At 61.9% G+C, this 13,645-nt stretch carries 14 protein-coding genes; 4 read left to right on the forward strand and 10 right to left on the reverse strand.

Annotation, left to right across the window (positions count from 1 at the left end; genetic code table 11):
• Positions 1–214 precede the first annotated feature (214 nt).
• The 7 genes from BLS26_RS10400 to BLS26_RS10430 form a co-directional block, all read right to left on the reverse strand.
• Entirely contained in the window at positions 215–706 is a 492-nt protein-coding gene (locus BLS26_RS10400) for a septal ring lytic transglycosylase RlpA family protein (RefSeq protein ID WP_092510741.1), read from the reverse strand.
• Positions 707–1,030: 324 nt separating this feature from the next.
• Positions 1,031–2,770 carry a bifunctional protein-serine/threonine kinase/phosphatase gene (locus tag BLS26_RS10405; RefSeq protein ID WP_092517905.1) on the reverse strand — a complete coding sequence of 580 codons (1,740 nt, stop codon included), beginning with the start codon at positions 2,768–2,770 and terminating at the stop codon, positions 1,031–1,033.
• Between the two features lie 62 nt (positions 2,771–2,832).
• On the reverse strand, positions 2,833–3,645 hold the full coding sequence (locus BLS26_RS10410) for a formate/nitrite transporter family protein (RefSeq protein WP_092510743.1): 813 nt from the start codon (positions 3,643–3,645) through the stop codon (positions 2,833–2,835).
• A 508-nt stretch (positions 3,646–4,153) separates the two neighbouring features.
• Positions 4,154–4,936: a transporter substrate-binding domain-containing protein gene (locus BLS26_RS10415; RefSeq protein WP_244541977.1), complete on the reverse strand. Its 783-nt coding sequence runs from the start codon at positions 4,934–4,936 to the stop codon at positions 4,154–4,156.
• Positions 4,937–5,024: 88 nt separating this feature from the next.
• Complete coding sequence (locus BLS26_RS10420; RefSeq protein WP_244541904.1) at positions 5,025–5,693, reverse strand: OmpA family protein; 669 nt, start codon at positions 5,691–5,693, stop codon at positions 5,025–5,027.
• Entirely contained in the window at positions 5,693–6,112 is a 420-nt protein-coding gene (locus BLS26_RS10425) for a hypothetical protein (protein WP_092510747.1), read from the reverse strand. Before BLS26_RS10425 ends, BLS26_RS10420 begins: the two co-directional genes overlap by 1 nt.
• A 149-nt stretch (positions 6,113–6,261) precedes the next feature.
• A complete protein-coding gene (locus tag BLS26_RS10430) occupies positions 6,262–7,443 on the reverse strand; it encodes an MFS transporter (protein ID WP_092510749.1) in 1,182 nt (393 codons plus the stop codon).
• Between the two features lie 71 nt (positions 7,444–7,514).
• Between BLS26_RS10430 and BLS26_RS10435 the strand changes: the two genes are divergently transcribed.
• The 4 genes from BLS26_RS10435 to BLS26_RS10450 all read left to right on the forward strand — a co-directional run bounded on the left by BLS26_RS10435 (position 7,515) and on the right by BLS26_RS10450 (position 11,452).
• Positions 7,515–8,315 carry a helix-turn-helix domain-containing protein gene (locus BLS26_RS10435; protein WP_244541905.1) on the forward strand — a complete coding sequence of 267 codons (801 nt, stop codon included), beginning with the start codon at positions 7,515–7,517 and terminating at the stop codon, positions 8,313–8,315.
• 68 nt (positions 8,316–8,383) lie between these two features.
• A complete protein-coding gene (locus tag BLS26_RS10440; RefSeq protein WP_092510753.1) occupies positions 8,384–9,523 on the forward strand; it encodes a flavin oxidoreductase in 1,140 nt (379 codons plus the stop codon).
• Between the two features lie 124 nt (positions 9,524–9,647).
• A complete protein-coding gene (locus BLS26_RS10445; protein ID WP_092510755.1) occupies positions 9,648–11,000 on the forward strand; it encodes a malonyl-CoA decarboxylase in 1,353 nt (450 codons plus the stop codon).
• A gap of 20 nt (positions 11,001–11,020) precedes the next feature.
• The gene (locus tag BLS26_RS10450) at positions 11,021–11,452 is read left to right on the forward strand and encodes a GNAT family N-acetyltransferase (protein WP_092510757.1); all 432 of its coding nucleotides are present in this window, start codon (positions 11,021–11,023) and stop codon (positions 11,450–11,452) included.
• Between the two features lie 117 nt (positions 11,453–11,569).
• On the opposite strand, the gene BLS26_RS10455 is transcribed toward BLS26_RS10450, so the two are convergent.
• The 3 genes from BLS26_RS10455 to BLS26_RS10465 all read right to left on the reverse strand — a co-directional run bounded on the left by BLS26_RS10455 (position 11,570) and on the right by BLS26_RS10465 (position 13,631).
• Positions 11,570–12,739 carry a mandelate racemase/muconate lactonizing enzyme family protein gene (locus BLS26_RS10455; protein ID WP_092510760.1) on the reverse strand — a complete coding sequence of 390 codons (1,170 nt, stop codon included), beginning with the start codon at positions 12,737–12,739 and terminating at the stop codon, positions 11,570–11,572.
• Between the two features lie 149 nt (positions 12,740–12,888).
• Positions 12,889–13,137 (reverse strand): DUF3297 family protein, encoded by a 249-nt coding sequence (locus BLS26_RS10460; protein ID WP_092517909.1) that lies wholly within the window; start codon positions 13,135–13,137, stop codon positions 12,889–12,891.
• A 17-nt stretch (positions 13,138–13,154) separates the two neighbouring features.
• On the reverse strand, positions 13,155–13,631 hold the full coding sequence (locus BLS26_RS10465; protein ID WP_092510762.1) for a glutathione peroxidase: 477 nt from the start codon (positions 13,629–13,631) through the stop codon (positions 13,155–13,157).
• Positions 13,632–13,645: the final 14 nt, after the last annotated feature.

Below are 13,645 nucleotides of genomic sequence, written 5' to 3' on the forward strand. Positions count from 1 at the left end.
AGCTGCTGTGACCGCTCGCATCAATCCGGGTTGCGGACATGGCATGGACCCGATTGTGGGCGCGACGGATTAGGGCGTCTAGCCAACCCTCATTTGCGCCGCCGGCGTCCGGTCAACCTCGGAAGCAACGTCGGACGCCATCGCCCGATGTCAGCCAGGTGCGATATTCGACCAGAGCGAGCGCAACATCCAATTTTTTATTCCATGGCTTCGTTCAGCCGACGGGTCCGGGTACCCAGTAGTCGCCGAGAAGCGGCATGACTTTTACGTCGTGAATGACGCCGATCTCCATGCTCGGATCGAAATGACGCATCGTCCGCGCATTGAGATCGATGATGCGGCCGGGCATGAGCGGGCCGACATCGTTTATCTTGACGATGACTTTCTTGCCGACAGCCTCAACGAGGGCGTACTTCGGCCTCTCGCCAAATTGCACGCCACCAAATTTTTCACGCAGGCTGGTTTTGATGGCAGCCGTCCAGGCAGAGGGATCATAGCGCTCGCCGGAGGCCGTCTCCGGACCACCTTCCCGCGTTCCGGGCTGGAATGGATTGTACGTGGATGCCGCGCCAACGAGCGCATCGCCACAAGCCTCATCGACGACGGCGTTCGAATGAACTGTCGCGCCTTGACCTCGAGCGGCGGCAGCAAAAACGGCAAACGTAACTACAGCGCCGCAAATCGCGGCGCTCGCGCGGAACAACATCGTAACTCCTCGATTGATTTTGTGACGTTCGGTTCCAGATGCCGCAAAAGAAATGGTCGACCCAACGCGGAGGCGTTGACGAGCTCGTGCCAATTTCTTGCGGATCCGCGCCAACGTTGGCGACGGAACCGTTGCGGGAACCAGAGTGGTCCTCGCACAGTGTTTTGGTTCTCGTGGTCTAAGACAAAGATTGGGTCGGCAACATGGCTGGAGCGAGCCGGATAAATGTCCGCGCACGATCAACAGCTGACATCACCGGACATATACGGTGTGTCATTTGCAGCACACCAACGTCAGGGTCTACGAGAGGCACCGCGCAAGCAATCAGCGATGCCCGAAGTGCTGGAGCGCCAGCAGCAGGATGACCGCGAGCGCGAGCACGGTGGTCGTGCTCTTCCAGAACAATAGCGGGTTGCGCTCGATCAGCGGCGTCGATGACGTCGAGAGATAATTGGCATTGGGGTGACGCAGGTCGAACAAAAATTCCGACAGGCTGTCGTAGCGCTTGGCGGGATTGGGATGCACGGCCTTCTCCAGCGCGCCGTCGATCCACTCCGGGATGTCGCGGCTGCCGTGCGAGGCCGGGCCATAGACCAGCTTGCCGAACTGCGCGCGCGTTCGTGCGCGTGCGATCTGCGCGCCGTAGGGCAGTTTCCCCGTCAGCATCTGATAGGTGATGACGCCGAGCGAAAACAGGTCGGAGCGCGACGTGGCCGGCGCGCCCAGGAAATATTCCGGCGCGGTATATTGCTGCGTGCCCAGGATGTCGTTGCGGTTTCCGGAGGGTGCGGCCTCGACGACGCCGGTGATTTTGGTCGACCCGAAATCGATGATCTTCACGGTGCCTGTCGCGTCGATCATGATGTTGTCGGGCCGGATGTCCTGGTGCAGCATTTCCTTGCGGTGGAAGGCGCGCAGGCCCTTGGCGATCTGCTCGACGATGCCGCGCACGGTTTCCAGGCCTGGTTTCGGATTGTCGATCATCCACTGGGTCAGCGTCTGCCCGTCGATGAATTCGGTGACGACATAAAGGAAGTTGCGCCGGCGCTGCGGCGGACAGGGTTTTAGCACATGCGGGCTGTCGATCCGCCGCGCCACCCATTCCTCCATCATGAAGCGCTTCAGATAAGCGGGATCGTCGCGCAGGTCGATCGAGGGAATCTTGATGGTCACGATCGCATCGGTTTCGATGTCGACGGCGAGATAGATGTGGCTTCGGCTCGAGGCGTGCAGTTCGCGAATGATCCGGTAACCGTCGAAAACCGCCCGCGCTTCCAATAGCGGCGGCAGCGGCAACTCATGCGCCTGGCCGAACACTTCGCGGGCGGCACCGTCAGGCACTTCGTCGATACGGACGATCTGGACGGTAAGGTTGTCCTTGCTGCCGAGTTCATAGGCCAGTTCGACGACGGCCTTCGCGGCCTGGTCGAGATCATCGGCGCCGTCCTTGACCACCCGCGCGATCACGCGCTCGCCGACATGCTCGTAGATGCCGTCGGTCACCAGCACGAAAGTGTCGCCCTTCTCGACCTTAGACGTCAGATAGTCGATTTCGATCTGGGAATTCACCCCCAGCGCCCGCCCGAGATAGCTCTGCTCCGACGAGATGACGACGCGATGGTCTTCGGTCAGCTGTTCCAGCGTATTGCCGGAAACCCGATAGATCCTGGAATCGCCGACGTGAAACAGGTGCGCCGTGGTCGACTTGATGACCATTGCGCTTAATGTGCAGACGTAGCCGCGATCCTTGTCATAGGAATACTGGCTGCGTCGCGTCTGCGAGTGCAGCCAGGAATTGGTCGCCTCCAGCACGCGCTGCGCCGACGTCCGCACCGACCAGGATTCCGACGTGCAGTAATAGTCGGTCAAAAATCCCTTGACCGCGGACTCGGCCGCGATCCGGCTGACATTGCTGCTGGAGATGCCATCCGCCAGCACGATGGCGATACCCTTCAGGCTGAGCAACGGCTCGTCCGGAATCAGAACGCCGTGAAAATCCTGATTGGTCTCCTTGCGACCTTTGTCAGAATGTTGCCCGACCGATATTTTCAGTTCACGCGGCATCTGCACGACCAGGGAGCGGGGCCTCAACTAAACGGTCGAGACCCCCTCCAGTCAATCGCCGATCAGGCCTGGCCGCGCTTCGGCTGCGTCAGGACGTGGGTGGTGTAGAGGGTCAATCCGGTGAAGGCGAGGCCGCCGACCAGGTTGCCGAGCACGGTCGGAATCTCATTCCAGATGAAGTAGTCCAGGATGGAAAACTTGGCATGCAGCATCAGACCCGACGGGAACAGGAACATGTTCACGACGGAATGCTCGAACACCATGTAGAAGAACACCAGGATCGGCATCCACATCGCGATCACCTTGCCGGGGACCGTGGTGGAGATCATGGCGCCGACGACGCCGGTGGACACCATCCAGTTGCACAGCATGCCGCGGATGAACAGCGTCGCCATACCGGCCGCACCATGCGCCGCATAGCCCAGCGTTCGGCCCTCGCCGATGTTTCCGATCGCAGCACCTACCTTGTCGGGCTCCTGCGTGAAGCCGAACGTCGTCACGAAGGCCATCATGAAGGCCACCGTGAGAGCGCCTGCAAAATTGCCGATGAACACGAGGCCCCAGTTTCGCAGAACGCCGCCGAGTGTGACACCCGGGCGTTTGTCGAGCAGCGCCAGTGGCGAGAGCACGAACACGCCGGTCAGGAGATCGAAGCCCAAGAGGTAGAGCATGCAGAAGCCGACCGGAAACAACAGTGCGCCGACGATCGGCTGGCCCGTGTTGACGTTGATCGTCACGGCGAACCACGCCGCCAGCGCGAGGATGGCGCCGGCCATATAGGCGCGGATGATGGTGTCGCGTGTCGACATGAAGATTTTGGATTCTCCGGCATCGACCATCTTGGTGACGAATTCCGAAGGCGCGAGATAGGCCATTCCAGTTCCCCTTGTGTGGCAGAAAGTATTGAAAAAACGCCGGCCATCACGCTGGCCGCGCCGATGTAAAAGCTAGGCCGTCCTCGCGCGAGAGCCGGAAGTGGCGCCATCGGCAGAAGCACAGGGCTTCCGCTGACAGCACCGCTGGCGGCACGCTCACGCCCGATCAAAACAGAGATGCACAAGCTTTGTGGAGTGGCCCCGACGACTGCTCCAGGCGCCTCAGCGAGGTCGCCCGATCCCTGCACCTGACCAACGCTGGCCTCGGCAATCCAAACGGCAGTCGTCATTGACTGAGGATCATTTAAGCAATCGATGTGCCAACCCCGAATTCGAGGTAAGGCACTATAATATCAGGATTTTTTTGAAATCGACGCGACTGCCCCAAATGCAGCGGTGTCACGACATGCCCTCAATTTGTGCATATGCACAGATGTTGGCGTGCGCGGCAAAAGCCGGCGCAAGGCGCGAGCTTTGCGTTCGTAGCAACATTATCAGCGAGCGCCGCTCACCGGGTCTGGGTACGGATCGGCGCGTCCTTCAGACCGTTGTTGTCATAGGCCTTGCGCAGCGTGCCGTTCGAAATCGCCTCAGTCAGGAATTTGGCCGCGAACGCCAGCGACTCCGGATGATTCGGTGGTACCGCCACGGCCGTCACGGTCTGCTTGAAGGTCTCGTCCAGCACCTTCGTACCCGGAATCTTCTTCGCCATCGCATTGAGCTGGTCGCGCGACAGCGCGAACGCGTCGATCTCACCCTTGCTGAGCAGGCCGAAGATTTCGTCATAGGTCTGGTAGCCCGTGACCTTGGCGTTCTTCAGATGCGCGATCGCACCGCGCATGGTGGTGGTGTTGTTGACCGCGGCGACCTTGACGCCGGGCTGATCGAGCGTCGCGAAATTCGTCACCGCCGAGTTCGGCTTGACGATGTAGGTGGCGTCCGCAACCTCGTAGATCGGCCCGAACGACATCTTGCCTTCGCGCTCCGGGTCCTTCGGCAGGAAGGTGACGTCCCAGGTCTTGTTCGACGCCGAGTCGGTGATCTGCCCGGAATTGTTGTGCACGACATATTCGACGGGAACGCCGAGCTGCGCCGCCATTTCCTTACCCAGGTCGACCGGCACGCCGGCATAGCCGCCGGACTCGGTTTTGGTCGACCAGAAGGCGCCGCCGGCCGGGCTGATCGCGATCGCGACCCGCAGCTTGCCGGTCGGCGCCATCTCGTCTTTCAAGGCATCGGCGCTCGCCGGCATCGTTGTCATCGCAGCAATTCCCAGAATGAGGCCGGCCATCGCCGGCAAGGATGGATGGTACATCGGGCACGTCTCCCCTGGCCCGTTGTTGATGCCGGGCCTTCAGCGTTTTATCCGCGCCGGATAATCAGCGCTTCTTCTTGGCCGGTGCGGCGCCCTTTTTGGCCGCGGCGGCCGGGGTCGCCGGCTTCGGCTCCACGGCATCGGGCTGTCCGAACGCGATGATCTGCACCCGGGCATTGACCGGCGACGCCGGCTTATTGGAATCCTGCAGCTGCTCTTCACCGAGGCCGAGCGCGACCAGGCGCTTGTTGGAGATCTTGAAGGTCGAGACCAGCACGTCCCGGATCGAGTCGGCGCGCCGCTGGCTCAGCGTCAGATTGGCGTCGCGCCTGCCACCGGACTCGGTGTGATCGACGATCAGGAACTTGTAGGGCCGCAACTTCGGATCCGCGAGCGCGTCGGCAAGACTGCCGATCATGCCGTAGGATCCCGGCCTGATCAGCGATGAGTCCGGATCGAACAACACGTCGAAGCGAACCTGCGTCAGCTTCGTCAGCTGGGGGGCGATCAGCGGCCGCTTGACCTGCTGTGCATCGGCCTTGGCCTTGACCCGATCGGCGGCCTGCTGCTTCAACGCGGCAACGTCGATGTCAGGCGCAGTGCCATCGGTTGCGGCCAGCTTGTCGATGATGTCGGCGGCCGGTATCGCCGTCTGGGCGTAGCCGGGGACGGCGAACATCGCCAGCGCCCCCAGCAACAGACCGAACTCGCGCAACTTTTTTGCCGAGCGCATCAGCGATACCCCGCCGCTGCGATCGCCTTGTTGCAGTTGCCGGTCGCCTTCTTGGTCGAGTCGAGCAGGCATTGCAGGCCCTTGGCGGGATCGGCTTTGGCCTCGCTGCACAGATGGTTCATTTCCCAGTTGCACAGCTTCATCAGGGTGATACGCGCGGTGATACGCTGCTGGATGGCCGAAAAGGCGCGGGTGGAATCGGCCTGGCATTTGGCCGACACCACGTCCACGTTGCGGTTGAGGCATTCCTTCAGGCGCGTTGGGTCCAAATTGACGCCGCGGCAGTTGTCGTCGATGTCCTTGCCGCAACTGGCCCCCAGCAGGGTAGCGGCCTCTTCATATTTCATCGCCTGCTGCGCCGACGCCAGCGAAGGCGCGCACACCGCGAGGACGAGCAGGACAATCCGGAATCGGTTCATGCCCTCACCTCACACAAGGAGGGGGGCGATGGTCAAGGTGCATCTTCCGATTGGCCCGGACACAGCTATATTGCGTCGCAACATGTCACCGCTTCGTCACAGCCCAAGATCTTGCACATCCGAAAGTCTGGCAGGGCTTGCGCGCGCCCTCAGGGCGCGGTCCGCGCCGCCGGCACCTTGATCTCCTGCGGCAGAATAACAGCGGCCACGATCACCAGCAGGCACAGCGCACCGAACGCCTGCAGCATGGTAACGAAGCCGCCCCGCTCGTACAACCAGGCAACGAGGCCGACGGACGCGCCCGCCGCGGTAAAGCCGATAAAGTAACGCACCGAATAGGCTCGAGAGCGCCATTCCTCGCTGGTATATTTGCCGACCATGGCGTCGTTGACGGTGACCTGCCCGAACGCGCCCATCACGATGCCGATGGAAGCAATGATCAGCGGCAGGTTCGACAAGGTCGCTGCAAAATACATGAACGGCGCCAGCATGAACGACAGCGGCAGCATCACTGACTTCAGCGAGTGGCGGTCGATCAGTTTGCCGATGGTGTATTGCGTCATGGCGCCGAACACGTAGACACCGGCCGCGATCAGGCCCAGCAGCGCCGGGCTGTTGGTCATGCCGGCGAGCCGTTCCGCGAACAGTTTTGGCATGGCCACCGTGATGGCGTTGAACGTGGTCGATATCGCGATCACGACGATCAGCAAGGCCAGCAACACCCGCCACATGTCCTCTTTGGCGACGCGCGCTTGGGCCGCGGCCTGCTTGAAGCCGGAACGATCCTCGTGGACCACCATCTGTGCGAAGGCGATGCCGATCAGGATGGTGACGATGCCGGGGACGATGAAGGCCCAGCGCCAGCCGAGATATTGCCCGACCACGCCGGTGACCAGCGCCGACGACGCCACCCCGAGATTGCCCCAGACCCCGTTCAGCCCCATCTCGCGGCCGAGCTTGTCGGCATAGGACACGATCATGGCGGTGCCGACCGGATGGTAGATCGAGGCAAAAAGGCCGATCGACAGCAAGGCCGCGCCGAGCTGCAGCGGCGTCTGCACGAAGCCGACCGCGATCATCGAGGCGCCGATGCCGGCAAAGAAGATCACCATCATGTGGCGGCGGCTCCAGCGGTCGCCGAGCCAGCCTGTTATCAGCGAGCCGGCGCCAAAGGCAATAAAGCCCGGGGTGGCGTAAGGCAGCAGTTCCGAATAGGCCATGCCGAGCGCCGGACCCATTACGATCACCGCGGCGGCAAAGATCAGCATCGCGTAGTGGTCGATGAAATGGGCCGCATTGACGAAGCCGATCACCCGGCTCGGGCTGTTCATGGGGGCGAATCCTCTGGTCCCGCATTGTTCTGAAATAGGTTATACGGGGTTGTCCTGACGAGATGTCGCCAATGAATATCGCCGAAAAGCCAATTGCCGCCATACTCGGACGCCGCATCTCGACCGGCGACGGCATCCACATGATCGCCAACACCTACCAAAAAGGCATTCGCCTCGACACCCATATGCACCGCGAAGCCCAACTGGTGTATGCCGCCCGTGGCACCATGCAGGTGACCACCCCGAAAGGCCGCTGGCTGGTGCCGCCGGATCGCGCGGTCTGGGTGCCGGCGCAGCTCGCCCATGCCATCGATGTGCTGGCCGATATCGAAATGCGGACGCTGTATTTCGACCTCGCGTGGCTGAAGCGCGAGCAACGCAGCGCCAGCCTGGACGCCGAATTCGTGGTGCGGGTATCGCCGCTGCTGCATCAGGCGATCCTGGCGCTGTTCGACGATCACACCACGCCCGAGCGTACCGCCCTCCTCATCCGGCTGGCGATGCTGGAATTACATCAGGCCGAGGATTCCGCGACCTTCATCCCGCTGCCGCACGAGCCGCGCTGCCGCCGCGCCGCCGACATCGTGCTGGCGGACCTGACCGGCGACCACGAGATCGAGACGCTGGCGCGTGAGGTCGGCACCTCGGCGCGGACACTGTCTCGGCTGTTCGCGGCCGAGACCCAACTGAGCTTCAAGAGCTGGTGCCAGCGCGCCCGCATCGCCGCCGCGATCGAAAAACTCTCGACCGACGTCAACCTCTCGGTCAAGCAGCTCGCCTCCGACCTCGGTTACGCCAGCGTCCCGGCGTTTTCCCATGCCTTCCGGCAGGTGACCGGCAAGACGCCGACCGAGTTCGCGGACAAGGTATAGTTTGGGCGTGCAGCGAATGCGCTTCCACACGAGGCCGCCCGGCTCAGGGAATATCGGAGGTTTGATCGATGGTTGTTTGGACCCCTCTTCGGTTCAACTGCGGACGAGAGATCGCAAATCGATTTGTCATTGCGCCGTTAACGACCGATTCTTCCCGTGAAGACGGGACGTCTCCCGAAAACGAAGTCGAATTCGTCCGGCGACGCTCTGCCAGCGGATTTGGAGCTACCATTTCTTCCGCCGCTTACGTCGAAGAGGGCGGCCGCTCCTGGCAGGGAATAGGTGCGGCCCATGACGGACATTTGTCCAGTCTCCACCGGCTCGCGGAAGCGATGCGTGCTGCAGGAGGTCTTGCGATCCTGCAGATTTATGACGGTGGCCGCATCGCAAAGCCCGAGTTGATTGGTGAACAAGTTCTGCGCGCGCCTTCTGCGGTTGCATCGTTGCGGCCAGGCGCCAAGACGCCGAGGGCGATGACATCAGATGAAGTGGAAAACCTGATTGCAAGCTTTCGAGAGGCTGCTTCGCTTGCTCGAAAAGCCGGTTTCGACGGCGTCGAGATCCACGGAGCCAACCACTACGCCGTTCATCAGTTTTTTTCGCCTCGGGCCAATCATCGCACTGATAATTGGGGAGGCACGCTTTCAAAGCGCATGAACTTCCCTCTCGCTGTCGCGCAGGCCGTTCGCGACGCGCTCGGTCCAAAGCTGATCGCCGGGTTTCGCGTGACGCCATTCGAGGCCGAGGCGGATGGTTACACGGTTGAGGACGCCAAACTGCTTTGCGACGAACTTGCCAGGTTGAATCTCGACTACATCTCCGTTTCGCTCGATGACTACCGGCTGAGCCGACCAACGGGAGAGACCCGGGTCTATAGTGGTCCGGTCGAGAAGGTCTCTACTCCGGCAGAGAATCCGATCACGGCATTTGCCCGCGTCATCGCGGGTCGTAGCGCGGTCATGGCAAGCGGCGGGATCAAGACGTGCGTCGATGCCGAAGGGGCGATCAACCTGGGAGCCGACCTGGTTGCCGTCGGACGCGCTGTGGTGGTCGATCCGGAGTGGCTTGCCAAAGTCCGGAGCAACAGCGAGGCATCGATCCTTGCCGGACTGCCGAAGGATGAGCTCGAAATAGCCAAAGCTTTGAGCATTCCTCCGCGAATGGTCGAATACCTGCTGAGCCGGCCAGGCTGGATCCCTCGTCTTTAGACCTTAAAACTCGACCTTCGTCGGCAATGACATATTTCCGTGCGATCCATGCGCTTGATTCGGGTCGGCAGAACCCCAAATCACGTGTAGCATCGTCAGCTAAACCGCCGGATCAGACCGCCCCATGGCCAACGCCTTTTTCTCCGATCTTCTCTCGACGATTTCCGAACGCGGCCGCACGCTGCTGCGGCGCGGCGGCTCTTCCAACGGCCGCCCGGACGCTTCCGAACTGCTGGAGCTGTGTGAGGCGCTGCTGTCGGGCCGCGGCGAGGCCTCCGGCATCGCCATCGCCCGCGACGTATTCGACGGCTACCACGAACTCGACGCCGCCGGACGGCAGTCGTTCTTTGCGGCGCTGGCCCGTGACTTCGGCCCGGATCGCGAAAAGCTGTCGCAGGCGATCGAGAGCTGGCGCGCGCAGCCGAGCGACGACGACGCCAGCGATCTGCACTTTGCGTCCGAGCCGCGGCGCCAGGAACTGATCCGGCGGCTCAACCGGGCGCCCGGCGGCACCAGCGAACTGGTCTCCATGCGCGCCGACCTGCTGTCGCTGATGAAGGGCAACAAGGATCTGGCGGCGCTCGACCGCGATGTCGTGCATCTGCTGTCGTCCTGGTTCAACAGGGGGTTCCTCGTGCTGCGCAGGATAGACTGGTCGACGCCGGCGAATATTCTGGAACAGATCATCCGTTACGAAGCGGTGCACGAAATCCGCGACTGGAACGACCTGCGCCGCCGCATCGATCCGATCGACCGGCGCTGTTACGCCTTCTTCCACCCCCAGCTTTCCGACGAACCCTTGATCTTCGTCGAGGTCGCGCTGACGGAAGCGATCCCGACCGCGATCGCGCCATTGCTGGCCGCCGAGCGGCCGCTGGTGCCGGTCGAGCGCGCACGCACCGCCGTGTTCTATTCGATCTCCAACACCCAGAAGGGCCTTGGCGGCATTTCGTTCGGCAGTTTTCTGATCAAGCAGGTGGTCGAGGAATTGCGCCGCGAATTACCCAAGCTCGATACCTTCATCACGCTGTCGCCGGTGCCGGGCTTCATGACCTGGCTGAAGCAGGCCGAGGACGTTCCGGTGACGGACGAGGAACGGACACTGCTGGAAAACCTCGACAAACCGGACTGGCACGAGAACGCCGAGCTGACCGCGCAACTGCGTGGCGTGCTGGAGCCGCTGGCGGCGCATTATTTCCTGAAAGCGCGGACGTCGAAGGGCCGCGTGATCGATTCGGTGGCGCGCTTCCATATCGGCAACGGCGCGCGGCTTGAGAAGATCGACTGGCTCGGCGATCTCTCGCCGAAGGGCCTGCGCGAATCCGCAGGCATCATGGTCAACTATCTCTATCGCCTCGACGATATCGAGAAGAACCACGAGGCCTATGCCAACCAGGGCGAGATCGCCGCTTCGAGCGCGGTGAAGAAACTGCTGAAGACCGAAGGTCGACGGCTATTGGATATGCGGCTGTCCTGAACCGCGCAATCGAGGTCGCGATGACGATTGTGTGGAGCGACAGCCGCGCCGATGTCGACTGGCACGAGCTTGAGGCGCTGTATCGGGCAGCACCACTTGGAAACAAGAACGCCGGCGATCTGCAGGTGGTTTTCGGCAACAGCATGTTCTGCTGCTTTGCCCGTGAAGAAGGCCGGCTTGTGGGCGCCGGCCGGGTTCTGGCTGACGGACGCGATTGCGCCTACCTGTGCGACATTGCCGGGTTGCCCAGTCATCAAGGCATCGGTCTGGGAAAGCAGATTATCGAACGGCTGATGGCCCAATCGCAATCCCACGCGAAGATCATTCTCTATTCGGTCGCCGGCCGTGAGCCGCTATACGCCAAATTCGGCTTTCTGCGGATGAAGACCGCGATGGCGATTTTCAGGAACCGGCAAGCCGCCATCGACAGAGGGCTGCTGTCCGAGGATTGATCTGCTGTCGTAGGTCTCGTCATTGCGAGAAGCCAACGGGTCGCGCGAATGCATGCCCGATGACAGGCTCCGTGACGAAGCAATCCAGGCTTTCTGCGTGGCTCGGGTCGCCCTGCCTCACGCCGCGAGCGCCTTCATCTCCTGGTAGAGATCGGATTTGCCCTCGAAGCCGATGCCCGGCAGATCCGGCATGGTGATATGGCCGTTCTCGACCCGCACGCCGTCGGGAAAGCCGCCATACGGCTGGAACAGGTCGGGATAGCTCTCATTGCCGCCGAGCCCGAGGCCGGCCGCGATATTGAGCGACATCTGGTGGCCGCCATGCGGGATGCAGCGGCTCGCCGACCAGCCATGGGTCTTCAGCACCGCGAGCGTGCGCTGATATTCGCACAGCCCGTAGGACAGCGCGCAGTCGAATTGCAGCCAGTCCCGGTCCGGCCGCATGCCGCCGTAACGGATGAGATTGCGCGCATCCTGATGGCTGAACAGGTTTTCGCCGGTTGCCATCGGGCCGGGATAGAATTCCGCCAGCGCCGCCTGCAGCGCAAAGTCGAGCGGATCGCCGACCTCCTCGTACCAGAACAACGGATAGTCCCGCAGCATTTTGGCGTAGGCGATCCCGGTCTCGAGGTCGAACCGACCGTTGGCATCGACGGCAAGCTGCGCTTCCTTGCCGATCTCCTTCAGCACCGCCTCGATGCGAACAGCGTCTTCTGAGATCGGCGCGCCGCCGATCTTCATCTTGACGACATTGTAGCCGCGATCGAGATAGCCGCGCATCTCCGCTCGCAGCGCCGACAGGTCCTTGCCCGGATAGTAATAGCCGCCGGCCGCATAGACGAACACGCGCGGATTAGCCGTGAGGCCGTGTCGGTCGGCCAGCAAACGAAACAACGGCTTGCCGGCGATCTTCGCCACCGCATCCCACACCGCCATGTCGATGGTGCCGACCGCAACCGAGCGCTCGCCATGGCCGCCCGGCTTCTCGTTCGACATCAGGGCCGACCAGACCTTGTCCGGATCGAGATTGCCGCCATCCGCATCGAGCAAGGATTTGGGATCGGCCTCCTTCAGCCGTGGCGCAAAGCGCTCGCGGATCAGTCCGCCCTGGCCGTAGCGGCCGTTGGAATTGAAGCCGTAGCCGACCACCCGCTTGCCGTCGCGCACGACGTCGGTGACCACTGCGACGAGACTCGTCGTCATCTTGGTGAAGTCGATATAGGCGTTACGGATCGGCGAGGAGATCGGTTTTGTGATTTCGCAGACATCGACGATGCGGACGGACATGGTGGTTGGCTTTCAGTAAATCGGTTTATCTCGCCGTCATGGCCGGGCTTGACCCGGCCATCCACGTCTTCCTGCTGCGACGCCGTCAAGACGTGGATGCCCGGGACAAGCCCGGGCATGACGAGTCTCTATGAGGTCGCTTGCTCCATTCAGCTTGCCGCCTTGTCGCGGAAATACGGCTCGACCGGACCGTGAACCTTGATGGTCAGCGGGTTGCCGAAGCGGTCCTTGGCATTGCCAGCAGTGACGCGCACCCAGCCCTCGCTGATGCAATATTCCTCGACATTGGTCTTTTCGACGCCCTTGAAGCGAATGCCGACGTCGCGCGCCAGGATCTCTTCGTTGTAATAGGGGCTACTTGGATTGACCGAGAGACGGTCGGGAAATTGGTCGCTCATGGTTTTGCTCGCTTCGTTCACAGGAGAGCCTCGATGTCTTTTCGTATTGCCTCGGGCGTCGCGGTCGGCGCGTAGCGCCCCACCACCTTGCCAGTGCGGTCGACCAGGAATTTGGTGAAATTCCATTTGATCGACGAACCGAGCAGGCCGGATTTTTCGGCCCGAAGATATTGATACAGCGGATGCGCGCCGGAGCCGTTGACGTCGATCTTGGCGAACATCGGAAACGTCACCGCATATTTGCTTTCGCAAAACTGCCCTATCTGGCTGGCGTCGCCCGGTTCCTGCGCGCCGAACTGGTTGCAGGGAAACCCGAGCACTGAAAAGCCGCGCGGCCCGAGCGCCTCCTGCAGCGCCTGCAGGCCCTTGTATTGCGGCGTGAAACCGCAGGCGCTGGCGGTATTGACGATCAGGAGCACCTGCCCCTCGAATCGCCTGAGCGGAACGTCCTCGCCCGCAAGCGACTGCGCCGCAAAATCATAAATGCCTGGCATCGTGCTCTCTTTGT

Origin of the sequence: Afipia sp. GAS231, from assembly GCF_900103365.1 — a bacterium.
Lineage (GTDB): Bacteria > Pseudomonadota > Alphaproteobacteria > Rhizobiales > Xanthobacteraceae > Bradyrhizobium.

Excerpts from the sequence above, each read along its gene's own strand:
- BLS26_RS10400 (WP_092510741.1), bottom strand. The coding sequence starts at position 706 with ATGTTGTTCCGCGCGAGCGCCGCGATTTGCGGCGCTGTAGTTACGTTT.
- BLS26_RS10405 (WP_092517905.1), bottom strand. The coding sequence starts at position 2,770 with ATGCCGCGTGAACTGAAAATATCGGTCGGGCAACATTCTGACAAAGGT.
- BLS26_RS10410 (WP_092510743.1), bottom strand. The coding sequence starts at position 3,645 with ATGGCCTATCTCGCGCCTTCGGAATTCGTCACCAAGATGGTCGATGCC.
- BLS26_RS10415 (WP_244541977.1), bottom strand. The coding sequence starts at position 4,936 with ATGGCCGGCCTCATTCTGGGAATTGCTGCGATGACAACGATGCCGGCG.
- BLS26_RS10420 (WP_244541904.1), bottom strand. The coding sequence starts at position 5,693 with ATGCGCTCGGCAAAAAAGTTGCGCGAGTTCGGTCTGTTGCTGGGGGCG.
- BLS26_RS10425 (WP_092510747.1), bottom strand. The coding sequence starts at position 6,112 with ATGAACCGATTCCGGATTGTCCTGCTCGTCCTCGCGGTGTGCGCGCCT.
- BLS26_RS10430 (WP_092510749.1), bottom strand. The coding sequence starts at position 7,443 with ATGAACAGCCCGAGCCGGGTGATCGGCTTCGTCAATGCGGCCCATTTC.
- BLS26_RS10435 (WP_244541905.1), top strand. The coding sequence starts at position 7,515 with ATGAATATCGCCGAAAAGCCAATTGCCGCCATACTCGGACGCCGCATC.
- BLS26_RS10440 (WP_092510753.1), top strand. The coding sequence starts at position 8,384 with ATGGTTGTTTGGACCCCTCTTCGGTTCAACTGCGGACGAGAGATCGCA.
- BLS26_RS10445 (WP_092510755.1), top strand. The coding sequence starts at position 9,648 with ATGGCCAACGCCTTTTTCTCCGATCTTCTCTCGACGATTTCCGAACGC.
- BLS26_RS10450 (WP_092510757.1), top strand. The coding sequence starts at position 11,021 with ATGACGATTGTGTGGAGCGACAGCCGCGCCGATGTCGACTGGCACGAG.
- BLS26_RS10455 (WP_092510760.1), bottom strand. The coding sequence starts at position 12,739 with ATGTCCGTCCGCATCGTCGATGTCTGCGAAATCACAAAACCGATCTCC.
- BLS26_RS10460 (WP_092517909.1), bottom strand. The coding sequence starts at position 13,137 with ATGAGCGACCAATTTCCCGACCGTCTCTCGGTCAATCCAAGTAGCCCC.
- BLS26_RS10465 (WP_092510762.1), bottom strand. The coding sequence starts at position 13,631 with ATGCCAGGCATTTATGATTTTGCGGCGCAGTCGCTTGCGGGCGAGGAC.